The organism is Mesorhizobium sp. M0938, from assembly GCF_040319125.1.
In the GTDB taxonomy this organism is placed as follows: domain Bacteria; phylum Pseudomonadota; class Alphaproteobacteria; order Rhizobiales; family Rhizobiaceae; genus Mesorhizobium; species Mesorhizobium robiniae.
The window spans coordinates 47,739-70,231 of the sequence record NZ_JAMYNS010000016.1 but is presented as its reverse complement, the minus strand read 5'-3'; the positions used below and the strand labels follow the sequence as shown (position 1 = coordinate 70,231).

Here is a 22,493-nt window from a genome sequence, read left to right as displayed (position 1 = left end):
GCAGGCGACCCCATCGATCTATCGACGACAGCCTTTGGGGAAAATCAGCCGTTCGGGCAGGCCCGTTAATGCTCAACGCCGCTGTTTCTCTACGGGTGGCCGGTTGGAATTCAAAGCTGAAGCCTTTCATCACGCGCCGCGCTTCCTGTCCGCTTGTGAAACATGCGCATCCTTTGTAGATCGAGAGCAGAGCGTAATGATCTGCTGACTCCAACTGCTGTTAATTAACAATACCGCCTCGCAATTTCCTCCTGAGGTGGGGAGCGGCCTGCTGCTGGACCACGCGGAGCCTTCGAGACGCCGATCAAGCGATGCGCAGACATTGCCAGGAGGAGAACCGTGCTGAGAAGCGATGATGGGGGAAAGGGTGTCGACCTATTTTACCGATCGGGAATACGGAGCACGTCCCGCAACCATTTACGTTATTGATGCGCGTCTGTGGGCTGGCCTTTACAGCTTGATCCAGACGAGGATCGGCGACGGCTCGTTTGGCCTGCGCTTTCCGGAACAGTGTCCCGACGGCAACGGTCCGTACGGATGTGATGCTCAGGCCTTCAGCCGGGTGCTGGGCGCCGAGGTGCCGTGGATTCTGTGGCCGCTCTCCGCAAACGAAGTGCCCGATACGCCGGTGATCCTCGATCTGCTCGAGTTTTGCGCCAGCGCCGTGGGCGAACCGATCAAGGGCAGTTATCACTCCTACTTCGGCCACCATTACTTGAGCTGGAACCGCGATGCTGGCCTCACGCGATTTGTGGCGGACGTGAATCTCCTGTTTCGTCGCAACGCGGTCGCTTATGAGCTAACACCGATCGGGCAGGCTCGCCGCCTCCTCCCCCAGCCGATCGCCAATGCGCTCGGTTGGGCGATGTTTCAGACGGGCGATGCGGAAACCGACCGGCTGCTCGAAGCCGCTCGGCAACGGTTTCTCTCGCCAAAGCCCGAGGACCGGCAGGACGCGCTGGAGAAGCTGTGGGATGCTTTTGAACGGCTGAAGACGCTGGAACCCGGCGCCAATAAGCGCGCCCAGGCCGATGCGCTGCTGGACCGCGTCGCCACTCAGGACTCTGGGTTCCGGAACGCTCTTGGCCGGGAGGCTGCCGAGCTGACGACGATCGGGAACAGCTTCCGCATTCGTCATTCCGAGACGACGCAGGAGGTGCTGATCTCTCCGGATCATGTCGATTACCTGTTTACGCGGATGTTTGCATTCGTGCGCGTTATCCTGAAGGGGACGGGGCGTGGCGGATGACCTCTACGGGCTTGTCTTCGGGCTTCTGCACGGGATGGGCCACACGCAATTGAGCGAAGAGCCGGAACGGATCGCCGGGCTGGTCGTGCCAGCTCCGGAGGGCTACTCGAAGCGGCAGCGTGTCGAAGCTGCGCTCGAGAAGCTCACGCAGGAAGAGTTGGCTCAGCTGGCGCTCAAATTCGCTGCGGCCCGCGATGACATCCCGCTCGATGAAGCGGGCCGCAAGGTGCTCGAGGCGGCCGAGCCGCCGTTGACGCAGATCACACGGCGAGACGTTGCGCGGATCCTCGGCGACGATCTCGCTGGCGAGCGCAGCACCGTTGAAGTGATCGAGGTCTACTTCCCGCTTTCCTCTCCATTTGAAGCCTTCTTCGGAAGCAAGGGCCCGAGCTTGCGCGACCAGATCATCCGGCACATGGATCAACATCCCGGCGACTGGTCGGTGGAAGACCTTTTTGGAAAGATCGGGGCCTTCGATTGTTCAAGGGCCAGGTTCGGCGCTTTGCTCGAACAGGCTGTTCACCCCCTTTCCCGATCTGGCGATGAGCAGGCGAAGACGGTCGCTGCCCTGAACAAGGTCCTTTCGCGGGATGGATATGAGCTGGCCCAGGATGGCGAAATCTCCGGTCATCCGCTCTTCAGTTTTCGCTCTGTTGTGCGCGGGGTCGGTGGCAGGCCGAAGAACCTGATCTTTGCCTCGCGGGGACCAAAGCCGGAGATCGGCTTCGCGGATGCGATCAACAACGACATCGTCATACTGTCCGGCGAAGAGAGCTGCCTTGTTTACGACCGGCCGATCGGCGCGAGCGGACTTCTGTGGTCGGAGCTCGTCGCCTGGTGGGGCGAGGTTGCGCCGGGAGCAGATGCCGCAAAACTCGGGGCGCGCCTTCAGGAATCGCTGGCCTCGGACGCGGAACGCAAGCTTTTCGCGACCTACTTCAAGTCCTATCGCTCCGCCCTCGGCGAGGAGTTGCCCGCACTCCTGCCGCAAGTCTATCTTCACTATGACCCTGCAGTGGTGAAGACCCTGCGTCATCGACTGCCTCTGCCGCGTCAGCGCATGGACTTCCTTATGTTACTTCGCAACCGTCAACGCATCGTGATCGAGGTCGATGGCAAGCACCATTTCTCGGAAAACGACCTCCCATCATTGAATGTCTATGCCGACATGGTGTCGGCTGACCGTGAACTGCGCCTTGCAGGATATGAGGTCTACCGGTTCGGCGCGAATGAACTGGTCGGTAGCGGTGCCGAGGCGAGGATCACGGATTTCTTCGAGAAGCTTTTTCGGCTGCACCGCATTCGGCAATGAGGGTGTCGGGTCTCGGGCAAAAGGATGACTTCGCGCGGTTTCACATGGTCCGCGAGCGCGTCAGCGGCAGCGATGCCGCAGCTTGGATCGGCCCTCACGCGGCCATAGGTCGGCGCGACCTCCTCGCGAGGCCAGCGCTCGACGACCGCATCGCGTTCCTGCAAGGCGCAAGGCCAGCCAGCGCGACCTCGCTTGCGGCACAACGAACGCGTACTATAACGGCCGCTCGGGGAAAGATGACATGGACCTTTTGTTAGACGACGCGCAGCTGAAGCGGGTGTGGAATCAAGAAGCCATCCCGGTCATCTTGCGACGCATCGGTAAGGGCGAGAAATTACGGGTGCGGTTGCCCTACGGAGAAGGCAATCGCAAGTGGCTGCGCAATGAACGCCGGCATCGCCCGGAATGGATCGAGGAGCTGCGTTGCTGGGACTTGCCGAAAGCCTGGCTAAATGATTTCGTCGATCGCGCGCTTGTACGCTACCGCAGCGTTTACATTATTCAGCCGTACCGCGAGCAGGAGAAATGTTCCCCTGCTTGCCTCAACGCAACTGGGCACGATTGCGAATGTTCCTGCATGGGCGAGAACCATGGTGCAGGCAATGACGGCAGCTGGTTTGAAGTATCCGAGACATTCGCAACGCGATGGGGTGGGCCTGAGCTGGCGTGTCGGCTTCTAACAGCCAAAAGTTGCGCGTCAGCAGGCGACCACGGGTAGGTCGGATTATGGGTAGTCAAGCGCGGTGAGCGGAGGCCTGCACTACACGCAGCATCCCTGTTGACAATCAACCTTGATCCATCTGCTCTGGACCATGTTCCACGATGAACCTCGCGCGCTCCAACAACTCATCGAACGTGACAATTTCTGGGCGATTGGTGTGGCGCCGGTGAAGCTCGAATGAGCGAAACTTCGGGAGATTCGTCCCACGATCAAATTGAATTCGGCCAGCGAACCGATGACGAGACAGGATCGCGGCTCGATGTTGATAGCGCTTCACCGGTCGGGTCGCCGTCCGCGGAGCTGGGCGTCAAAAGGACGAAGGCTGCCAAGTATCCGGGCGATAGCGCGAAGAAGCCAGAAGCGGCGTGTCGTGCCGCTTGATCTCCACAAAACACAGTGAACCGATAATGCGCGCGTCTTCATTAATCCATCGACGCGTTTTCCAGCGCCATCAAGCGTGTTACCGCGCACAATCTGTTCCAGTTTCCTCTCGTTAAGCTAAGAAAGAAGCTGGTACGACAGGCCGTACCGAAATATCCATGTGTTGGCCTCGAAGAAGCGTTGCCACACGTCTTCCGGTCGGCACCCGAGCCGTTGCCGTTCTGCGGAGAAGAATGCGTTGTCGTTAAGCAGTCGATCGAAGTGAGCGAGCTGCTTTCGGCGATATCCGAGTGCAACCAAATCTCTTGCCACTTCCACGTTCTGGGCCAGTTCGAGGAAAACGTCGGAATTCTTCTCGAAGATGCGACGTGCTTGCGCCTGGTTAAGCACCAGGTCGCGCACCACATCACCCGATACGTGAACCTTTGACGCGTCGTCGAGCGGTATGGTCACAAGGCCTGCGAGGAACCCGATCAGCGTGTTGATCTCCGGCCCGACCAGCGTGAAATGCTGCTTATCGTGCGGTCCTGTCCGACTAAGATGTTTCTGAATAGTCAGCGATGAGATCGATCGATCGTCCTCAAGGAACGTGGCCTTTAGCTCGTATCTTCCGGCCGGCGTTCGGCGGAGGACGACTTCGTCCTTTATCGTTCCAAATACGAGGCCGGCCTCTCCTTCTACCATGTGTGTAGCGATACGCAGATGCTGGCCGGGAGCCATTCCAGGAATACGTTTACTAATTATCGTCTTGTCAGTACGGCGTTCAAAAAACCACTTACGCTCATCGTAGTCATAACTCATTCCCCGGCCCGCCAGCGACGTTTCGGGAATACTATCATAAATCGTTGGATCTCGCAGTCAGGATGCAATATCTGCGCACACCCTACACGCTGACCCCTGCAGTCCGGCCTATTGAATGGTGAAGCGCGGCGGCCGGATAGAGGATGGGCATACCCCGCCGATTTTCGGGGCGCACGAAAATTCTACCTTAACGTCTGACATGTGAGTGCGTAAGAGCCGCGTAGCTTGTTTGACATGGGAGGCGATTAGCGATGCCCATTTATTTCATCCTCGAGGAGAATAACGGCGGATGAAGATCGGTCGCGCGACGAACCTTAGAGGTCGTCGAGGTGCCTTACAGACCGGCAACTCGCGCCCGCTAAAGGTAGTGGGGTGGATCGAAGCGGAGAATGAGGCCGAAACGGAAAGGCGGCTCCACGAGAAATATGCAGCGCATAACATTGGCCGGCATGGAGGGAGTAGCGCCAGAGAGTGGTTCTACCTTCAACCCGCCGACATTCTCGAGGATCTGAAACGCGCGGGCATCAAGGGTTTCGTCGAAAAGAATGCAGATGCCTTTGAAGTCGTCGGTCACGATCGTGACGGCGTACCTGAATATCTCGGCGTCTGGGACTGGAGCAACCTCGAGCTTGAAGAGTGCTGCCCGTTTTGTGGCTGCTTGTGCGGCATGCACTTTCAGGACGCATCGCAGATGTTTCACTGTTTAAGCTGCGATGAACTCACCGATTTCTCACAGCCCGATTTTGACAACGAGGAAGACTATATGGCTTGGAAGGAGTACGAAGAGCGCTTGAAAGTAGGGCGTGCAAGTAAGGCGCGACGTAGCGGGTTAGCTTAACCGACGGCGGCTTTTGGGACCATTTGCACAGCGAATGAACGACCGACATCAGGCGCATTTGGGCCGCAAGCGGGCATCCGTTCTCATTGAGTGGTCTTGGGCAGCCGTGGTCTTCACTCGACCCCCTGCATGATGATAAATAACCCAAGAAGGATCTAGACCGAACCGGAAGAGACAAGGTGCAGGTGCGAGCCATTGAGAGAAATAGCAGGAACCGAACCAATCCACAGAAATATTTTGTTGGTATTTCTGTTGGTAGCAGATGCGACTAGCCTTCGTATAAGTCTCTGAAAGGAAAACGGGATTTTTTTCACTTGGATTCCGCCTCTGGGCACCATTCCTTTCCGGTCCATTCTGGACACATAGGTTACGGTTTATACCGGAGACATAGGTAACACTTTTGGCCCGAAGGGGTTTTTTGCGGGATACTTGGTTGCAGCAACGGCCGGTGTTCATGTCGCGCCATGTTGCAAACGGGTACCGTAGATTTCCATGGGTTCCTGTCGCCGGCTGCTTCGAATGCGCCGGAGCAGACTAAACCGAGCTCCACTGGAACGCTCCGAAGATGAGCGCAGCAGCAGAACCATGGGCCATCGCGCGCAGAGGAAACGCTTGAACATAGCAGGGGCTTCGCCCCCACTGATAGAGGAACTGCGACACCCGTTCCGCACGACATCAGGGAACCATGTCGGCGCCAATGTGTTAGAAAACCCATGGACACTATGGAACCCCGGGGCCACGGGATAGCGGCCGATATTTTGACATCCGAAGTTGCCAATGCCAGGCAGCGCATCCACCGGACCGAGCTCGCGCTTCAACGCACTGAAGAAATGCTGGCCGAGAATCTCGCGCTGCGCAGCAGGATGCGAATTGCGGTCGAGGCCGCAGACCGCTTGGTAAAAATCGATTCCCCCAGCTTTGAAGGACGTAGCGCGGGTTGAATTGCGCCGGCGTTTCATTCGTCGCGACCTTGGGTCCAGTGGCGCGACCACTCGCTCCAGAACTGTTCCAGCCACATCGACCGTCTGGGCTCCATGCTCGCGACAGGCGGAACCAACGGCGACCACAAGCGGTTTACCAACCGAAGGGACCGCAATGGATTCGGAATCATGGAACTGTTGGATATGGAACTGGCGAAAGCCCGACAGCGGCTTAACCGGGCGGAGCGCTCCCTCGAGCGTGCGAACGAGATGCTGGATGAAGACTGCGGTGTCGGTATCAATATCGCGCTGTGCAGCAGAATACGGGCTGCGCAACGGCGCGTCATCGAGGCGAGATCGCGGCTGACGAAGATCGATCCCGGCAGCACGGACACAGTTCGCACGGGTCACGCAGCGGTCCCGCCAGGCTGACTGCCACGATAGGACTGCCTGATCATCTCGACTTGGACGGCCGACCAGAACGCGCCGAGCTGCCTGCTCGTATTCAGAGACCCCAAGACGGGTCAGAGGATTGAGCAGCGCCAACGTGACCTGGTCGCGATAGCTTTCAGCATGTCGATCAGTTGTCTTCGCCAGCATCTTGCCGGCCACATCGCGGACTTTGCCAACCCGGTTCACAACGCAACCCGCTATGACAAGCTCGCGAGTCAACTTCCTCGCTATGGTCCAACTCGCCTCAATCCGACTGTGGCTGCGCGCCTATGAGTCACGACCTAATATCGGACCATTCCTGCATCAACGTTGATCGTCTGGCCCGTCATCCAGCGCGCATCGTCCGAGGCAAGAAATGACACAACGTCCGCAATATGCTCGGGCTGTCCCCTGCCCTTTACGGCCTGCAGCATCTCGACGAAACCGAACGCCTCGTTGTGCGGGCTTACCTTGACGCCGTCGCTCTCGATCAGACCAGGCGTCACCGCATTGGCGGTGATGCCATATTTGCCAAGTTCGGTGGCGAGCGCCCTGGTGAAGCCGATGACGCCGCCCTTGGCCGCGACATAGGCCGCCATGTTCGGCGTGCCGGCAAAGAAGGTGTTCGATGCGATGTTGATCACCCGTCCGGCCTTGCCCGCCGCACGCATCTGGTCGGTGCCGGCGCGGCTGACGATGAAGGTGCCGGTCAGATTGACGTCGATAATTTTGCGCCAATGGTCGAGATCGACATCGTCCCAGGCGATGAAGGGCACAATGCTTGCGTTGTTGACCAGAATATCGATGCCTCCGGTCAGGGCCTGGATTTCGGCGAACAGTGCCTTCACCGATGACGGGTCGGAAATGTCGGCGGTGATCGCCCTCGCCTTTCCGCCTATGGTCGCGGCCGCGCCCTTGGCGCCTTCGGCATTGATGTCGCTGAGGATGACGATTGCCCCGTCGGCGGCAAGCCGCACTGCGATCGCCTTGCCGATACCCTGCGCGGCGCCCGTAACCAGCGCCGTCTTTCCTGCGAGCCGCTCAGTCATGAAAATGCTCCCTCGTTCCGTGATCTGGTGGTGTCTATTCAGGCGTCGGCATCGATCACGGCCACCGCCGCATCGATGCCTTCGCCGATCGCTAGTTTTTGGCCGGCCGCGTTCATGGCACCGCCAAGTGCCGTAAGCGCCGCGATTGCATAGATCGGCTGGGCGGTCGGGCCCATGTGGCCGATGCGTGTCAGCTTTCCCAAAGTTTCGCCGCGCCCAGACGAAAAAACCACGCCATAGCGGGCACGCGCGGCTTGGCGAAGTGCCTTTTCGTCGACGCCTTCGGGCGTGCGCACGGCGGTCGTGGTCGGTGACGCGATGCTGTCGCTGGCGGGCCAAATCGACAGGCCCATCGCGGCGACTCCCGCGCGCATGGCCTTGGCAGTGAGCGCGTGGCGCGCCCACACCGCCTCCGGTCCCTCGTTGAGGTAGAGGTCGAGCGCGACATCGAGCCCGTTGATCTCCGATACCGACGGCGTGAATGGAAACGGCGCGTCCCTCGACCATGCCTTTTCCCAGTCGACGATGCTCAGCATCGATGCGCGCGGCGCCAGGGGATTCGCCTTCATCTTGGCCCAGCCTCGCTCGCTGATACCCATCATCGTGAGACCGGGCGGCGCGCCCAGGCATTTGTTCGGGCCGGTGACGTAGATGTCGGCACTGCAATCCTGCGGATGCGTCTTCATGCCGCCAAAGGACGAGACGGCATCGACGATGAGATAGCCGCCATGCGCAGACACCAGCGCACCAATCTCGTCGATCGGATTGATGGTGCCGGACGGCGTGTCGTGGTGACAGACGGAAACGACGGTGATTTCGGGATGCGCTTCCAGCATTGCCTTAACCGCCTGCGGATCGATCGCCTCATTGTAGGGCACCTCGATCTCGATGAGATGTGGCGAATAGCGCTTTGCCCAATAGCCAAACCCCTTGCCGTAGACTCCGGACGCCAGGTTGAGCACAACATCGTCGGGAGCGATAAGCGAGGCTGCGGCGGCTTCGAGGCCCAGCACCGGCTCGCCATGCAGGATGACCGGTTTGTTCGACAGGCGCATCGCCTTCTGCGCCTTGTCGACCACGTTCTCGTAGAAAAGCTGGAACGCGGGGTCGTAATCGTAGAGCACCGTGCGACCGAGGCCGCGCAGCACTTCGGCATAGGCGTTCACCGGCCCCGCTGTCAAAGTGATGACCGGATCGGCGTGTTCGAGATAGCGCATCATCTTGTCTCCCGATTGACGGCGATCAGCCGTAGAATTGCGTGCCTATCCTGTAGGTTTTGAAATTCTCCATGTCGTGCGAGTACATCAGCTCGGCGCCATGGTCCTCGGCCAACTTCTTCACCTTGCGCATCGAATTGACGCCTGCCACGGGGTCGATGTGAAAGGCCGCCTGGCACAGGGTCTCGAGGCTTTTCTGCGTATAGGCTGCATCGATCGTGAACATTATCGGCTTGCGCTTGGGAAACTCGACCAGCAGGCTGTAGTGGCCGATCGAATGACCCGGCGTCGAGATCAGCCGGACGCCCTTGGCAAGGTCGACGTCGCCATCGACGCCTTCGAAGGTCGAATTCGCCCGCGTCGTTCCCGCAAGCAATTGTGCTGTCGCGCCACGGGCTTCGGCGGCCTCCGCCGAAAAGCTCAGATCGGAGTAGCCGAGATGCTCGAAAGGTTCGGGATTGCAGGCTTGCGGTACCTCGGTCCGGTGGCAGATCTTCTTGGCATGCGGAAAATACTTGTTGCCGCCGCAATGGTCGAAGTGGAAATGCGAGTTGACGACGACGTCGATGTCCTTCGGCTCAAGCCCAAGCAGCGCCAGCGCGCCGGGAACGGTCTGGTGCTTTTCCTGGATAGGCTTTTCGAACGGCAACACTTTCATCACGTGGTCGTAGTCGTAGCCGGTGTCGATCAGAAACCGACCCTCGGCATGTTCGATCAGGATCGAGTAGACGGGGAAGCGCACTTCGCCGCCAGGACCCCGGTTCCAGAACACATGATATCCATCGAGGACGAGCGAGCCGCCGTCGAGCAGGTAGACCTTGGTATCCGACATTCTTTCCTCCTATTTGGCGCGGGTCCCGTCCGCGCATGAAATCGTGGTCAGCGCGCACCGCGCTCGTATGGAATGCCAAGCGCCGCCGGCAGGCTGGCGCGCCGGCCAAACAGCACCAGCATGATCATCACGGCCAGGAACGGCAGCATCTGGATGATGTCGGTCGGTATGTTGATTCCGGCGACCTGCATGGCCGTCGTCAGCGACAGGCACACGCCGAACAGCAACGCGCCGAACAGCACCCAGATCGGGCGACCGCGCGCCAGCATGGCGAGCACAATGCCGAGAAAGCCCGCGCCATTGGTGATGAAAGGAATGAACAGCCCGGCCCCGACATCAGCGAGATAGGCGCCGCCGAGCCCGGCCAGCGCTCCGGTGGTCAACACGGCGACAGTACGGGTTCGCACGACGTCGATGCCGGCGACATCGAGCGCGGCCGGCTTGTCGCCCGCCGCCTGCAGGTTGAGCCCCAACTGCGTGCGTCGGTAGACATAAGCCATGCCAAAAACCAGCGCGACCGCGAGATACACGATCAGATGATGTTGGAAGAATGCTGGCCCGATCACCGGGATCTTCGAAAGCAGTGGAATGACGGTTGCATCCGCCGCCGGCAGGCGCGGATAGCTGCGTGAAAACTGGAAGTGGTGGAGCAGTGCCGTCAGACCTTCCAGCCCCAGGGTCAACGCGATGCCGATGACGATCTGGTTCAGCCCGATGCGCACGCAAAGCAGTGCCATGACAAGCGCTACCGCGCCGCCGCCGGCGGCACCGGTGAGAAAGCCCAGCCACAGCGAGCCCGAATAGAAGGCGCCGACGAAGCCGAGATAGGCGCCGGCCAGCATCATCCCTTCTATGCCGATATTGAGCACACCCGCCTTCTCGGAGATCTGCTCGCCAAGCCCGGCAAGCAGCAGCGGGATCGCCGCGGTGACGGCGCCGAACAGCAGCGCGCTGAGGAAGACTTCGCTGAAGAGTCCGGTCATGCCTAGGCCCTCCGCGACTGGCTATATCGATGATCGAAATATTCGGCGAGCGCGAGCACGATCAGCACGATGGAAACCAGCACCAGCGTGAAATGATTGGGCACGCCAAGCCTGCGCGCCGCGCTCTCGCCGCCTATCGACAGCACCGAAAGCAGGAACACGAAGCCGATCGCGGCAAAGCCGTTCATGCGGGCGAGAAACACGGCAGGAATGACGGCGAGCCCGTAGGCGGGATTCCAGTCGGCCCGGACATTGCCCTGGACCCCGATGATATCGACAGCGCCGGCAAGCCCGGCCAGCCCAGCCGAAATGGCGAAGACAGCAACCGTCAGGCCGGGGACGTTGAGCCCCGAATGGACCGCGGCGCGCGGATTGGCGCCGACGATCCTCAGCTTCAGCCCGAACGCCGTACGGGTCATCACCAGATGTACGATGATGATCGCCGCCAGCCCAAGCAGCAGGCCACTGGTGATGGTCGTCTCGAACAGGCGCGGCAGCCGGTCCTCCACGGGCAGCGTACGGGTCTGCGGCACGGTCGTGTTCGAATCGCGAAACACCAGCTTGACCAGAACATTGGCAAGCGAGGTGCCAAGGAACGTCATCATCAGAGTAGTGATGATCTCGTTGACGCCCTGGTAGGCGCGCAGCAGAGCCGGCACCAGCGACCAGATCATAGCCACCGCCATGGCTATGAGGAAAGAGCAGGTCAGCGCCAGCCAGCCCGGCATGATCTGAACGAACACGGGAGCGCAGGCGGCCGCCGTCACCGCGCCGAGCAGGAATTGGCCGTCGCCGCCCAGGTTCCACATGCCGGCGCGAAAGGCCACGATCAGGCCGGCGGCAAGGAACAGGAGCGGCGCCATGCGCGTCAGCGTCTGCTGGATGCCGAGCGGTGAGAACAATCCTTTCTCCAGCACAAAGCCATAATAGGCGAGCGGGTTGACGCCGACTGCAAGCAGGATACAGCCAGCTATCACCAGAGCGATAAGGATCGGACCGAGCGTCATCAGCAGCCGGTGCAGGATGTCGCGACGCGTGGCCGCCCCGCTGGTCGCTTCGAGCGCGGTAGCATTGACCGGGGGTGCGGTATCGATGCTCATGCGGCAAGTCCGATCATCAGGCGACCAACCTTGGTGCGCGTATCGTCGGCATTCTCGACGATGCCTATCAACGCCCCATTGGCAATGACGCCGATGCGGTCGCACATGCCAAGCAGTTCCTCGAGGTCGATGGAGATCAGCAGCACGGCAAGGCCGCGTGCCGCCGTGTCGCGGATGCGCTGGCGTGAGGCCAGCGTGTTGGCGAGGTCGAGCCCATGGGTCGGCTTGTTGAAGATCACCACCTTTGCGCCTTCAGCGAGTTCTCGTGCCAGAAGCACCTTCTGGATGTTGCCCCCGGACAGCCGCGCCACGGGCGTTTTGAGGCTCGGCGTGCGCACATCATAGTCGCGCACGAGCTGGCCGGCGCGCTTGTCGATCTCAGCGCGCTGCTCGACGCCCTTGCGCCAGAACGGGGCCTCGCCGACCTGCTTGAGAAAGAAGTTGATCGAGACAGGGAAGGTGCCGACAGTGCCCTCGCCCAGCCGGTCGTCGGTCAAGTAGCGAAGGCCGCGCCGGCGGCGTTCGCCAACGCTCAAGGTTTCGATGGCAGCGCCCTCCAGCCGCACGTAGCCGCCGGTCACCGCGCGCTGGCCGGCTATTGCTTCCGCCAGCTGCTTCTGGCCGTTGCCGTCGATGCCGGCTATGCCTAGGATCTCGCCCGGGCGAATGTCGAACGAGATCGACGACAGGCCAGGTGCGTTGTCCGTCGGCGCGACCGCCAAATCGGTAACCTGAAGCAGCGCAGGCGCTTCGGCTCGGACCGTTCGGATCGGACGCTCGACGGCTTCCGGATCATTCTTCTGCTTGCCGAACATCAATTCCACGATCTCCGAGATGATCTCCTGTTCGCCCAGCGCGCGAAACCGCTCTGGCGGGATCTCCCCGACCTTGCGACCGAGCTTGAGCACCGAGATGCGGTCGCCGAAAGCCGCCGCCTCCTTGAGCTTGTGGGTGATGAAGACGATCGCCAGCCCTTGTTCGACAAGTCGGCGCATCAGCGCGCCCAGCTCGTCGATGCCTTTTGGCGTCAGCATCGAGGTGGATTCGTCAAGGATCAGCAAGCGGCTATTGCGCACCACGGCGCGCAGGATTTCGACCTGCTGCTGCTCGCCCAGCGAAAGCTCCGACACCTTGGCATGCAGTTTGACCGTGATGCCCAGACTGCGGGTGATCTCGGCCACGCGCGCCTCAAGCTCCTCGGTCCTGGGGCGCTGCCACCACGGTCCGCCAAGCAGAAGGTTTTCCGCCACCGTCAGCGTCGGTACCAGCATCATGTGCTGGAACACCGTGCCGATGCCCAGCGCCAGCGCATGACGCGGCGAGGTGATCGGCGTCGGCTGGCCGTCGACCAGTATGCGTCCTTCGTCCGGCTGCTGCAGTCCAGACAGCATGCCTATCAAGGTGGATTTCCCCGCGCCGTTCTCGCCGAGAAGTACATGCACCTCCCCGGGACGGATCGACAGGTCGATGCTTTCATTGGCGACAATGCCGGGAAAGCGTTTGGTCACGCCTTCGAGCGCGACGATGTCGCGATTGTCGAGGGACGATGAGGAAACACTGCTCATGAAGGCCCAGTCCTGAGAAACGGGAAACTTCCGGAGGGGCGATCGCTCGCCCCTCCGGCAGATGACCTGTGCTCGCCTTACTGGGCGACGCTTGTCATCAGCGCCCTGACGGCGGTCGCGTCATAGATCGGGTCGACCTTGATCTTGCCGGAAATGACGTCTTCGCGCAGGGCCTGGATATCCTTCCAGACATCATCCGGGATCGCAGCGGTCTTCAGCAGCTTGACCGAGTCGTCCTTGAGGCCGATCGTGTAGTTCTTGGTTCCGAACGTGTCGGCCTTGAGATCGGCGATCATCGCCGCGTAGACCGGCTCGATGTTCCATACCACCGACGACAGCAGGAAGCCCTTGTCGATCGGCGACTTGTCGCCGATGACGTCGATGAAATAGACCTTGCCGCCGTCAGCCGCCTTGGTTGTCTCAACCGCCTGCAGCATGCCGAAGCTCGAACCGTTGCCTTGGCCGAAGATGATGTCGGCGCCGGAGGCGATCACGCTTTCGGTAACGCGCTTGCCCCCGGCCGCATCGCTGTAGGCGGCCGGACCGATCACCGCATAAGTGATCTTGACGTCGGGGTTCTCCGCCTTCACGCCTTGCGCGAACGCCGCCGACTGCGAATTCCACGAAGGCGGTTCGCCCGAAACGACGATGCCGACCGACTTGGAGCGCGACGTCTTGGCGGCGAGACAGCCGGCGAGATATGCGCCCTCGTGACCACTCAGCGTGTAGTCGGCGACGAGACCCTTCTCCAGGCCGGTCGGTGTATCGACGATCGCCACCGGAACCTTCAACTCCTTGGCGATCTCAGGCGCCGAGGTGTTGTAACCGCTGGCGTGGGCGATCAGCAGGCTGGCGCCGTCGGACGCCAGTTCCCGCAACGTGGGACGAACATCGCCATAGCCGAGGCCCTGGGCCACGACCACTTCGACGCCGGCGGCCTTGCCGGCCGCGTTGGCGGCATCGATGCCCTGCTGGTTCCAACCGTAGTCGGTGCCTTCTTCAGGCGTCAGGATAGCGATCGATTTGACTTCGCCAGCAAGCGCGCTGCCCATCAAGGCGCCACTCAATATAACTGCACCTACACTGCTTTTCAGAAGCTTAAACATGTTACCCTCTCTGTTTGATTGACGAACCAATATTCTTATTGTTATTGCGCATAAGCGAGATAGACTGCCTGATAAATTCACCCTATGGAGCTCAGGCAAAGTGAAGATCCGTTATCTCCTTCCGGCGGCGCTGGCGTTCACGTCCTTCGCCAACGCCGTCGAGTTGCACGATGTCATCGTCCGCACCGGCACCGAAGGGCTCGACATGGTGCCGTTAAGTATTTCGAATGCGGGCAATGATGGGTTGTCTTGCAATGCCGACTTGGCCCACTGGTATTCGGCCGGGATCGCGACGGTCGAGCCGGGCACCAGCGCTCGCATCGAACTCTGGTTCGACGCCAAGACCGGCACCTTCACCATTCTCAACGACAAACGCGAGAACCTGCCGGTCGAGCGGCTATGGTGCGGTCTCTCAGGCCGGGCGTACGCGACCCGCGTGCAGATCACGCTCGACCGCACCGACGCGACCAAGGGCATGCGCAACGTGTCCTGCAGCATGGCCGAGGACAGGCTGGTGTGCAGGTAGCCAGGCATTGATCCGTCCGACCGGGGCACCGCGCCTATTCCTTCGCCAGGAATTTATCGGTGAAGACGTCGTCCGCGGACAGAGGCGACTTGAGCACGCCCTGGACGGTAAGGGTCTTCAGCGTTTCCTCCCACTGCGTCTTCGTCATCCAGCCAAGGCCGTGTTCCTTGGTGTCCGGACTGGTGAAGGTCGACGCGATATCGGCGTTGATCTGCGCCAACAGCACGTCCTTCTTGTCCGCGTAACCGGGTACAGCCTTGGCAGTGATCTCGGCTGCCTCTTCGGGGTGCGCAACGACATAGTCGAACGCCTCCCTGTACGCCTTGACGAAGCGGGCCACGATTTCGGGCTTGTCTTCGATCATCTTCTGCGAGGTGAACAGCCCGGAACCGTAGGCCTTCCAGCCGAAATCGGCGCCCATCATGATGCTGAGCGAGCCTGGACCGCCGGCCTTGGCCTCCAGCTCGGGAACCTCGGCGTCGACATAGCCGACGACGGTCTGGACCCGGCCCAGAAGCAGGTAGCTTTCGTAGGGTGGTGATACGCTGTTCAGCGTCATGTCCTTCTCGGTCAGACCGTTGGCCGCCAGGAAGCCCCTGAAGAAGATGTAGGTTGAGCCGGCCGGATGAATGCCGATTGTAAGACCTTTGAGATCGGCCGGCTTGGTGAGCTTCACCGTCTTGGCGAGCGAGATGATCGCCAGCGGCGAATGCTGGTTGACGGCCGTCAACGCCACCACCGGGACATTCTGCGACCGCGCGACGGCGAGGGTTGGAAGATCGCCGAAACCGAAATCCGCGTTCTCGTTGCCCACCAACCGCATGGCGTCCGGCGAGCCGGAGCCCTTCCGGATCTCGGCCACCTCGATGTCGTTCTTGGCGAAGAAGCCCTTTTCCTTGCCGACGAAGAACATGGCGTGATTGCCGCGCACCACCCAGTCGAGCTGGACGTTGACGGTGTCTTTCGCCAGCGCCACGCCGGAGAAGCCGACCGCGCCGGCAAAGGCTACAAACGTGGCTGCCTTGATCAGTGAGCGTCTCAGCATTCGATCGATCCTTCCTGACTTTGACTGTCCCAGAAAACTAGGACTGGCTGAATTTCGGTGCCCACGGCACCACGATGCGTTCGAGAATTTCGGCTGCGTAGTAGAAGGCGATGCCCAGCACCGAAACGAGGAACAGGGCCGCAAAGACCAGCGCGGTGTCGAGTTGGGTCGAGGCGAACTGGATGACGTAGCCGAGCCCATCCGAGGCGCCGGCGAATTCGCCAACGATGGCGCCGATGACGCTGAGCGTCGCAGCGATCTTGGTTCCGGCCATCAGGTTCGGCAGCGAATGCGGTACACGGATCCTGAACAGGATCTGCGTCTGGCTGGCGCCGACCGAATTCATGAGCGACAGCAGCGAGCGATCGACCGACTGCATGCCCGCCAGCATCGACAGCGTCACCGGAAAGAAGGCGATGACGAGGATCAGCCCGATCTTGGGCGCGAGCCCGTAGCCGAACCAAAGGATGAAGATCGGCGCCAGTGCCACCTTCGGCACATTCTGGAACAGCACCACCAGCGGATAAAGCGCTCGCCCCAGCCAGTCGAAGCGCACGATGATCAGTGCGATGGCGATGCCGACCACGACGGAGACAAGGAAACCGAACAGGATCTCGCCCGCCGTCACCAATGTCGCTTGCATCAGCGTTCCCCATTGCGCGACCAGTGATCGCGCGATCTCGGACGGGGCGGGAATGATGAAGGCGGATATGGCGAAGATCCGCACCGCAGCTTCCCACACCATGATCGTCGCCAGCAGAAGGATGACCGCCGGAAGCCAGCTGGCTGTCGCCGCACTCCAGCCTGAGGCCAGCCGCGACTGCGCGAAATTGGTGATGGGTTGATCGCTCACGACACGCCTCCCGGTTGATGGCTGGCGCGCAACATCGTCCGCAGCTGAACCGCCAGCCTGACGAACTCTGGATCCTCCGTCACCGACAGATCGCGCGGATAGGGCAGCTCAATGTCGAGGCTCTCGGTGATCCGCCCCGGCTTGATCCCCATAACATGGACATGGAGGGACAAATGAATGGCCTCGTCGATTGAGTGGGTGACGAGCACGATGGTCTTGCCGGTGCGCTGCCAGATCTCCAGCAGCGATTGGCCCATCGAATCCCTGGTAATGGCGTCGAGCGCGCCGAATGGCTCGTCCATCAGCAGCACAGCCGGATCGAGCGCCAATGCGCGTGCAATGGCGACGCGCTGGCGCATGCCGCCGGACAATTCATGCGGGCGCTTGTGAGCGCTGTCGGCCAAGCCCACCAGTTCCAGCATCTCCTGGCCGCGCGCCCGCAACTCGGCGCGTGAGAGCGACTTGTCAGCAATGCTGAGCAGCATCGATGCGTTGTCGACGGCATTCTTCCAGGGAAGCAGGTTGGCGTCCTGGAAGACGAGGCCGATCATGCGCTTGCGCGCCGCCTCCACCGGCGAAAGCCCGGCGATCGAAACGCTGCCGCTTGTCGGATTTGCAAGCCCGGCCAGAACCTTGAGCAACGTGCTCTTGCCGCACCCGGAAGGACCGATAAGCGAGACAAACGACCCTTCCGGTACTGAAAGATCGATATTCTGCAGAACCTGCTGCCTGGCCAAGACCACCGAAACGCCCTTGGCCGAAATCAGGTCGTCATGGCGGATACGGGACGGCAGGCCGTCGGCTGCTCGAATGGTTTCAATGCGCATGGCTTGCCGCTCCATTCGCTGCCGTCAGCCGTGGCCGGACCGTTCGATCCGGAAAGGCACTCATGGCGCGGATGGCCGCCGTGGCTACCTCCCCAGCCCTGCTGACCCTGTGAGAACGATGTATCACCGCCTACTCCCGGCCTTCCAGGATGCGCCGCACCGCAACGAGTTTGCGCGCCCGTTCGCTCTGCAGCGCCTTGGTCTGCTCGGGCGTATAGGAGAACATGCCCTCGCCCGACTTGATGCCGAACTTCGACGCTTCCGTTTTTTCCAACACCATCGGCGCGACATCGTCGCGATTGGAAAGATCGGCGTTGAGGAAGGACGAGACGGATTTGTAAATATCCAGGCCCGCCATATCGAGCAGCGCCATAGGCCCGATAACGGCGATTTTGTAGCCAATGCCCCACGAGACGCAGGTGTCGAGATCTTCCGGATCGATGACGCCGCGCTCGACCAGGTCGACCGCCTCACGCAGCAGTGCATAGAGGACTCGGTTTTCGACGAAGCCCGGTACGTCCTTCTTCACCACCACCGGCAGCAAGCCGATGGAGCGGATCAGGTCGCGGATCGTCGCCACGGTTTGCGGCGCGGACTTCTCGCCGGCGATCACCTCGATCATCGGGATGATGTGTGGCGGGTTCGACCAGTGCATGCCCACCATCCGCTCGGGATGCGATATATGCTCCTGCAGCTTGGTGATCGGGATACCCGACGTGTCGGACGCGACGATCGTGTCGGATGCTATCAGCCCGTCGATCGTGCGATAGACATCGGCCTTCACCGAAATGTTTTCAGGAACGTTCTCGATGACCAGGTCGGCGCCGGACACCGCGTCGGCGACGTCGTCCGTGAATCGAACGGTCCCAACGCCGGCCGGTGGAGGCGCGATGTCCAGCGCGTCGAGAACGGTTTCGGCCACGCTCAGCATGGATCGCGCGCGCTCGATCGCTGCCGGGGCAACGTCGTAGGCGACGACCTGCAGACCGCCTCTGGCGAGCCGGGCGGCCATGCCCGGTCCCATCGTCCCCAGACCGATGACGGCGATACGTCGGATCATTGCACTGCCCCGCTTTCTTTTGAGCTCGCGATGAGGTCGGCGGCTTTCTCGGCGATCATGATCACTGCCGCATTGATGTTTCCGCAGACCAGGTCGGGCATGACGGAAGCGTCCACCACTCTGAGACCTTGGAGGCCGCGAACGCGCAATTCCGGGTCAACGACCGAGGCTGCATCGACCCCCATCCGGCAGGTCCCGGCCGGATGATGCACGGTGATGGAGGTCCGGCGGATATGCTCGTCGATCTCGTCGTCGCTCTGACAGTTCGGGCCGGGAAAAAACTCCGCCTCGATGAAGGGCTGCATGGAGGGCTGCGCCGCGAGATCTCTTGCGACCCGGAAGCCGGCCCTGAGGGATTCCCAATCCTTCGGCGAGGCCAGGAAATTCTGGTGGATCAGAGGCGCCGCGGAAGGATCGGCCGATGCCAGTTTCACCGCCCCCCGGCTTTCAGGCTGTGTCGCCACGATCCGCGTTGCGAAGCCGTCGGTAAACGGTGCCTTGAACGGCTTGAGATATGGCCATGCTGCGAGCGGAGCCGCCGTGAAGAGCAGTTGCACATCCGGCAACGGTCGCGCCGGACCGCTCTTCAGGAAGGCGACGACCCCGCCGGGCACATCCGCCGAAAAACCTCGTCCGGTGAGGTATGTCTTGAGGAAATCGAGCCCGATGCGGTCGGCGCGCATGTTGCGCAGGAAGGGGCCTGGAGTCCGGCGCCGGTACATCAGAATGACCGAGACGTGATCCTGCAGGTTCTTGCCGACCCCGGGCAGGTTGACCCTCGTCTGTATACCGTGAGCAGCAAGCTCGTCCTGGGCGCCTATGCCCGACAGCATCATGAGTTGCGGCGTGTTGATCACGCCGCCGGCAAGCAGCACTTCCTTGCGCGCGACGATGGTGCGTTCACCCCCCTTGTGGTTGATTGTGACGCCCGTGGCGCGCGTGCCCTCCAGCACGACCTTGGTTGCATTCGTTTCCGTCAGGACTGTCAGGTTTGGCCGCTTCAGCACCGGCCGCAGATAGGCTGATGCGGTCGACGAGCGCCGACCTTTTGCAATCGTCATCTGCAGGCGGCCAAAACCCTCCTGAAGCTCGCCATTGTAGTCGTCCGTCTGCTCATAGCCTGCCTGGACGCTGGCCTGCGCAAAGGCGTCGATCAGCGTGTCCTTGTAACGGCAGAACTGGGTGTTGACCGGGCCGGCTCCGCCGCGAAAATGGCTTTCTCCGCCTTCCCAGCTTTCCTGCTTCTTGAAGTAGGGGAGCACCTTGTCATACGACCAGTCATGGAGCCCGCTGGCGGCCCAGCGGTCGTAGTCGCCGCGATTTCCCCTGACATAGGCCATCGCATTGGTCGAGGACGATCCGCCGATGACTTTGCCGCGCGCGCACTCGACCCTGCGCCCGCCGACATTGTCTTCCGGCTCGCAGAAATACATCCAGTCATGGCGTCGCTCGGTCAGGATCTTGCCCCAGCCAAGCGGGATATGGATCATGGGGTCACGGTCCCAACCGCCGGCCTCGATCAGAAGCACCGAGCATTTCGGATCAGCGCTCAGCCGGTTGGCCAGCACGCAACCGGCCGATCCGGCCCCAACGATGACGTAGTCGTAGCTTTCCGCGTGCGGCATAGTAGGCTTTATCGCTTTCACCTGACGCTCCGGCGCCAGAGAACTACTTGGATTGAGGCTGGAAAATCGTGGCACCGACCATGATCCTCCAGGTGATCTTCAAAGACCCGTCGACATTAGGCTAGGCCCGCCTGCCTGAGGCGCACCGACCAGTGGTCCCATCCCCGGTCGATCTGTTTGCCGACGAGTTGTCCCGCCGTCTTCACTTCGCCTGGTGTCAGGTATTTTATCTTGCCTATCTGCAGCCCGACCGTGAGCGCCTTGGCTTCCTGCTCAAGATAGAAAGCGCGGAACACGACCTCACGGACAGAACTGCCGACGTTTACTACGCCGTGGCGTGCCATGAGGACCACGGTCTGGTCCCCGAGGCTTTCGGCTATATCCGCACAGACGCTGGGGCTGCCACCGAAAAGGTCGGTCTCGTCACCCTGCTTGTCACGGATATCGTACACGGGCACAGCCTCGCCCATGAATGCCCCCATATGGGTGACCGGCCGCAGCGGCTGATCAACAAAGCAATATGGCAGGACAGCCGGAGAATGGCTGTGCAACACGCACTGAACGTCCGGCCGGGCCTTGTAGATCTCGCTGTGGATGTAGCGTTCCAGATAAGACGGCCGGTTATCCGAAGTCTCGCCCTCGAGATTAAAGCGCTGGATGTCGTCAGTCGTTATGAGGCTCGGCGCAAGCTTTTGCGCCAGGAAGAAGCTGTTCGGATCCTCAGGGTCGCGGGCACTGATGTGCCCGAACGTATCCAGGATACCCTCGTACAACAGGATTTTCGTCGCTGTGACCAGCTCCTCGAAAACCTTCTGGCGAACGGAATTGTTATTTGTCACTCTCAATTCTCCCACTTCAGCGGCCCAGACCGATTCTTGTTCTTGTTGTTGATCGCGGCCGCCGAAAATTTCACTTGTTTTCGTAAATGCCGACGATCCGGTTCTGCTCGATGATGTTGCCGGCATATTTCTGGAGGAACTCCTCCCTGGTGGGCGTCCCTTCGACCTCAGTGTTCAGGGCATAGACCCAGAAGTAGTAGTGATGCTCTCCATGGCCCGCGGGCGGCTGAGGCCCGTAATACTGCATGCCGCCGGCGCCGTTGGGTCCCACGCGAAACTTTTCCTGCGCGTCCGAGAGGTCGGTGGTCGACGGATCGATGCCGTAGACGACCCAGTGCGTGAAACCGTTGGGCAATGGCGCGTCCGGATCATGGCAGATGACGGCGAGCTCTTTCGTCCCTGCCGGGACGCCGCTGACCTTTAGTTTGGGCAATACATTGCCCTTGTCGCCGGCATGCTCGTCGCGCAATTTGCCGAGCGGCTGGAAATCCCCAGACGTTATTTTGAGGTCCTTGATGTTCAGGGGCATGGAAACTTCGTCCTTTCAGTAATTTCGATCGACTAGACAGCGGCGGCCTTGAGATCAGCGACGGTTTTGCCGCCGACGCGCTGATGCACGCGCGGACCCGATGCGACGGCCACGCAGATCAGAAGCTCGTCCGGGCGCGGGCCATCCGGCACGGAAAAGGTGACGGCATCATAATGGGACCGGATGTAGAGCTCGTCCTTGTGGGCGAGCGGGATGTCGATGGCGGTCCCGGCCACAGCAACCTTGCTCACCGACGAGATCCAGGCCTTGCCACCACCCACCTGCTGGCGCAGCGGATCGCCGAACACCGTGGTAATGCAAGCGACGACATGTTCCTGTTCGCCGGCGGTGCCGGCAATACCGCCTTTGCCATAGCTTTCGACCTGCCGGTTGCCGAGCAGGGCGACGGCGCGTTCACCGAGCGCATGGCCTATGGCCGCGCTTGGATTCGTCAGATCGGACAGCTCGGCGAGGAACTTTCCGGCAAACGGATTGCGTATGACAACGCCTGCCGCAATCTTGACGAGGCTGTCGCCAGGTTTGCCGCCGTCATGACGGATTTCCTGGACCGAGGAATACCATCCCCTCACCTCGTAGTGTTTTTCGACTTCGCTAGAATAGGTCATCCTCGTCTCCTGAAGGGAAGGCGCTTTTGGTATGGCCGAGCTTTGCGACCCCTGTTG

The 22,493-nt window shown here is 61.0% G+C and carries 22 protein-coding genes; 5 read left to right on the top strand and 17 right to left on the bottom strand.

The annotated features are described in order from the left end of the window. Positions 1-367: 367 nt before the first annotated feature. From NKH73_RS24750 to NKH73_RS24740, 3 genes are all read left to right on the top strand, one after another. Complete coding sequence (locus tag NKH73_RS24750) at positions 368-1,249, top strand: hypothetical protein (RefSeq protein ID WP_352936997.1); 882 nt, start codon at positions 368-370, stop codon at positions 1,247-1,249. Further along, positions 1,239-2,561: an AbiJ-related protein gene (locus tag NKH73_RS24745; protein WP_352441444.1), complete on the top strand. Its 1,323-nt coding sequence runs from the start codon at positions 1,239-1,241 to the stop codon at positions 2,559-2,561. The genes NKH73_RS24750 and NKH73_RS24745 overlap by 11 nt, the downstream gene beginning before the upstream one ends. Before the next feature lie 241 nt (positions 2,562-2,802). Further along, positions 2,803-3,279 carry a hypothetical protein gene (locus NKH73_RS24740; RefSeq protein WP_352441445.1) on the top strand — a complete coding sequence of 159 codons (477 nt, stop codon included), beginning with the start codon at positions 2,803-2,805 and terminating at the stop codon, positions 3,277-3,279. Between the two features lie 501 nt (positions 3,280-3,780). Here NKH73_RS24740 and NKH73_RS24735 read toward each other — a convergent pair. Further along, entirely contained in the window at positions 3,781-4,464 is a 684-nt protein-coding gene (locus NKH73_RS24735) for a hypothetical protein (RefSeq protein WP_352936996.1), read from the bottom strand. A gap of 289 nt (positions 4,465-4,753) precedes the next feature. On the opposite strand from NKH73_RS24735, the gene NKH73_RS24730 reads away from it, so the two are divergent. Continuing rightward, positions 4,754-5,302 carry a GIY-YIG nuclease family protein gene (locus NKH73_RS24730; RefSeq protein ID WP_352936995.1) on the top strand — a complete coding sequence of 183 codons (549 nt, stop codon included), beginning with the start codon at positions 4,754-4,756 and terminating at the stop codon, positions 5,300-5,302. Positions 5,303-5,754: 452 nt separating this feature from the next. On the opposite strand, the gene NKH73_RS24725 is transcribed toward NKH73_RS24730, so the two are convergent. The 8 genes from NKH73_RS24725 to NKH73_RS24690 all read right to left on the bottom strand — a co-directional run bounded on the left by NKH73_RS24725 (position 5,755) and on the right by NKH73_RS24690 (position 14,506). Next, a complete protein-coding gene (locus NKH73_RS24725) occupies positions 5,755-6,861 on the bottom strand; it encodes a DUF6074 family protein (protein ID WP_352936994.1) in 1,107 nt (368 codons plus the stop codon). A 95-nt stretch (positions 6,862-6,956) separates the two neighbouring features. Beyond that, complete coding sequence (gene pldH, locus NKH73_RS24720; RefSeq protein WP_352936993.1) at positions 6,957-7,703, bottom strand: pyridoxal 4-dehydrogenase, SDR-type; 747 nt, start codon at positions 7,701-7,703, stop codon at positions 6,957-6,959. Between the two features lie 38 nt (positions 7,704-7,741). Beyond that, positions 7,742-8,920 carry a pyridoxamine--pyruvate transaminase gene (gene ppaT, locus NKH73_RS24715; RefSeq protein ID WP_352937055.1) on the bottom strand — a complete coding sequence of 393 codons (1,179 nt, stop codon included), beginning with the start codon at positions 8,918-8,920 and terminating at the stop codon, positions 7,742-7,744. Positions 8,921-8,945: 25 nt separating this feature from the next. Further along, positions 8,946-9,752 (bottom strand): 4-pyridoxolactonase, encoded by an 807-nt coding sequence (gene pldA / locus NKH73_RS24710; RefSeq protein WP_352936992.1) that lies wholly within the window; start codon positions 9,750-9,752, stop codon positions 8,946-8,948. A gap of 47 nt (positions 9,753-9,799) precedes the next feature. Beyond that, positions 9,800-10,735 (bottom strand): putative B6 ABC transporter permease subunit 1, encoded by a 936-nt coding sequence (locus NKH73_RS24705; RefSeq protein ID WP_352936991.1) that lies wholly within the window; start codon positions 10,733-10,735, stop codon positions 9,800-9,802. A 2-nt stretch (positions 10,736-10,737) separates the two neighbouring features. Next, complete coding sequence (locus NKH73_RS24700; RefSeq protein WP_352936990.1) at positions 10,738-11,835, bottom strand: putative B6 ABC transporter permease subunit 2; 1,098 nt, start codon at positions 11,833-11,835, stop codon at positions 10,738-10,740. Then, entirely contained in the window at positions 11,832-13,400 is a 1,569-nt protein-coding gene (locus tag NKH73_RS24695; protein WP_352936989.1) for a putative B6 ABC transporter ATP-binding protein, read from the bottom strand. Before NKH73_RS24695 ends, NKH73_RS24700 begins: the two co-directional genes overlap by 4 nt. 77 nt (positions 13,401-13,477) lie before the next feature. Next, a complete protein-coding gene (locus NKH73_RS24690) occupies positions 13,478-14,506 on the bottom strand; it encodes a putative B6 ABC transporter substrate-binding protein (protein ID WP_352936988.1) in 1,029 nt (342 codons plus the stop codon). A gap of 100 nt (positions 14,507-14,606) precedes the next feature. On the opposite strand from NKH73_RS24690, the gene NKH73_RS24685 reads away from it, so the two are divergent. After that, positions 14,607-15,032 (top strand): hypothetical protein, encoded by a 426-nt coding sequence (locus tag NKH73_RS24685; RefSeq protein WP_352936987.1) that lies wholly within the window; start codon positions 14,607-14,609, stop codon positions 15,030-15,032. Positions 15,033-15,066: 34 nt separating this feature from the next. Here NKH73_RS24685 and NKH73_RS24680 read toward each other — a convergent pair whose 3' ends face one another. The 8 genes from NKH73_RS24680 to NKH73_RS24645 all read right to left on the bottom strand — a co-directional run bounded on the left by NKH73_RS24680 (position 15,067) and on the right by NKH73_RS24645 (position 22,436). Beyond that, on the bottom strand, positions 15,067-16,077 hold the full coding sequence (locus tag NKH73_RS24680; protein WP_352936986.1) for an ABC transporter substrate-binding protein: 1,011 nt from the start codon (positions 16,075-16,077) through the stop codon (positions 15,067-15,069). Between the two features lie 37 nt (positions 16,078-16,114). Beyond that, positions 16,115-16,930: an ABC transporter permease gene (locus NKH73_RS24675; RefSeq protein WP_352936985.1), complete on the bottom strand. Its 816-nt coding sequence runs from the start codon at positions 16,928-16,930 to the stop codon at positions 16,115-16,117. Next, a complete protein-coding gene (locus NKH73_RS24670) occupies positions 16,927-17,757 on the bottom strand; it encodes an ABC transporter ATP-binding protein (protein ID WP_352936984.1) in 831 nt (276 codons plus the stop codon). Before NKH73_RS24670 ends, NKH73_RS24675 begins: the two co-directional genes overlap by 4 nt. Before the next feature lie 130 nt (positions 17,758-17,887). Continuing rightward, on the bottom strand, positions 17,888-18,817 hold the full coding sequence (fhmpcd1, locus tag NKH73_RS24665; RefSeq protein WP_352936983.1) for a 5-formyl-3-hydroxy-2-methylpyridine 4-carboxylate 5-dehydrogenase: 930 nt from the start codon (positions 18,815-18,817) through the stop codon (positions 17,888-17,890). Continuing rightward, positions 18,814-20,442, bottom strand: coding sequence for a GMC family oxidoreductase (locus NKH73_RS24660; protein WP_352937054.1), 1,629 nt, complete (start codon positions 20,440-20,442; stop codon positions 18,814-18,816). The genes fhmpcd1 and NKH73_RS24660 overlap by 4 nt, the downstream gene beginning before the upstream one ends. 116 nt (positions 20,443-20,558) lie before the next feature. Then, positions 20,559-21,407 carry a class II aldolase/adducin family protein gene (locus NKH73_RS24655; protein WP_352936982.1) on the bottom strand — a complete coding sequence of 283 codons (849 nt, stop codon included), beginning with the start codon at positions 21,405-21,407 and terminating at the stop codon, positions 20,559-20,561. Next, positions 21,352-21,810, bottom strand: coding sequence for a YbhB/YbcL family Raf kinase inhibitor-like protein (locus NKH73_RS24650; RefSeq protein WP_352936981.1), 459 nt, complete (start codon positions 21,808-21,810; stop codon positions 21,352-21,354). Before NKH73_RS24650 ends, NKH73_RS24655 begins: the two co-directional genes overlap by 56 nt. 32 nt (positions 21,811-21,842) lie before the next feature. Next, entirely contained in the window at positions 21,843-22,436 is a 594-nt protein-coding gene (locus tag NKH73_RS24645; protein ID WP_352936980.1) for an amino acid synthesis family protein, read from the bottom strand. Between the last annotated feature and the right edge of the window lie 57 nt (positions 22,437-22,493).

Bases quoted from the DNA above. Each gene is read 5' to 3' on its own strand.
- NKH73_RS24740 (WP_352441445.1), top strand. From the start codon at position 2,803: ATGGACCTTTTGTTAGACGACGCGCAGCTGAAGCGGGTGTGGAATCAA.
- NKH73_RS24735 (WP_352936996.1), bottom strand. From the start codon at position 4,464: ATGAGTTATGACTACGATGAGCGTAAGTGGTTTTTTGAACGCCGTACT.
- NKH73_RS24730 (WP_352936995.1), top strand. From the start codon at position 4,754: ATGAAGATCGGTCGCGCGACGAACCTTAGAGGTCGTCGAGGTGCCTTA.
- pldH (WP_352936993.1), bottom strand. From the start codon at position 7,703: ATGACTGAGCGGCTCGCAGGAAAGACGGCGCTGGTTACGGGCGCCGCG.
- ppaT (WP_352937055.1), bottom strand. From the start codon at position 8,920: ATGCGCTATCTCGAACACGCCGATCCGGTCATCACTTTGACAGCGGGG.
- pldA (WP_352936992.1), bottom strand. From the start codon at position 9,752: ATGTCGGATACCAAGGTCTACCTGCTCGACGGCGGCTCGCTCGTCCTC.
- NKH73_RS24705 (WP_352936991.1), bottom strand. From the start codon at position 10,735: ATGACCGGACTCTTCAGCGAAGTCTTCCTCAGCGCGCTGCTGTTCGGC.
- NKH73_RS24700 (WP_352936990.1), bottom strand. From the start codon at position 11,835: ATGAGCATCGATACCGCACCCCCGGTCAATGCTACCGCGCTCGAAGCG.
- NKH73_RS24695 (WP_352936989.1), bottom strand. From the start codon at position 13,400: ATGAGCAGTGTTTCCTCATCGTCCCTCGACAATCGCGACATCGTCGCG.
- NKH73_RS24690 (WP_352936988.1), bottom strand. From the start codon at position 14,506: ATGTTTAAGCTTCTGAAAAGCAGTGTAGGTGCAGTTATATTGAGTGGC.
- NKH73_RS24680 (WP_352936986.1), bottom strand. From the start codon at position 16,077: ATGCTGAGACGCTCACTGATCAAGGCAGCCACGTTTGTAGCCTTTGCC.
- NKH73_RS24670 (WP_352936984.1), bottom strand. From the start codon at position 17,757: ATGCGCATTGAAACCATTCGAGCAGCCGACGGCCTGCCGTCCCGTATC.
- fhmpcd1 (WP_352936983.1), bottom strand. From the start codon at position 18,817: ATGATCCGACGTATCGCCGTCATCGGTCTGGGGACGATGGGACCGGGC.
- NKH73_RS24660 (WP_352937054.1), bottom strand. From the start codon at position 20,442: ATGCCGCACGCGGAAAGCTACGACTACGTCATCGTTGGGGCCGGATCG.
- NKH73_RS24655 (WP_352936982.1), bottom strand. From the start codon at position 21,407: ATGCCGGCAACATCATCGAGCAGAACCGGATCGTCGGCATTTACGAAA.
- NKH73_RS24650 (WP_352936981.1), bottom strand. From the start codon at position 21,810: ATGCCCCTGAACATCAAGGACCTCAAAATAACGTCTGGGGATTTCCAG.
- NKH73_RS24645 (WP_352936980.1), bottom strand. From the start codon at position 22,436: ATGACCTATTCTAGCGAAGTCGAAAAACACTACGAGGTGAGGGGATGG.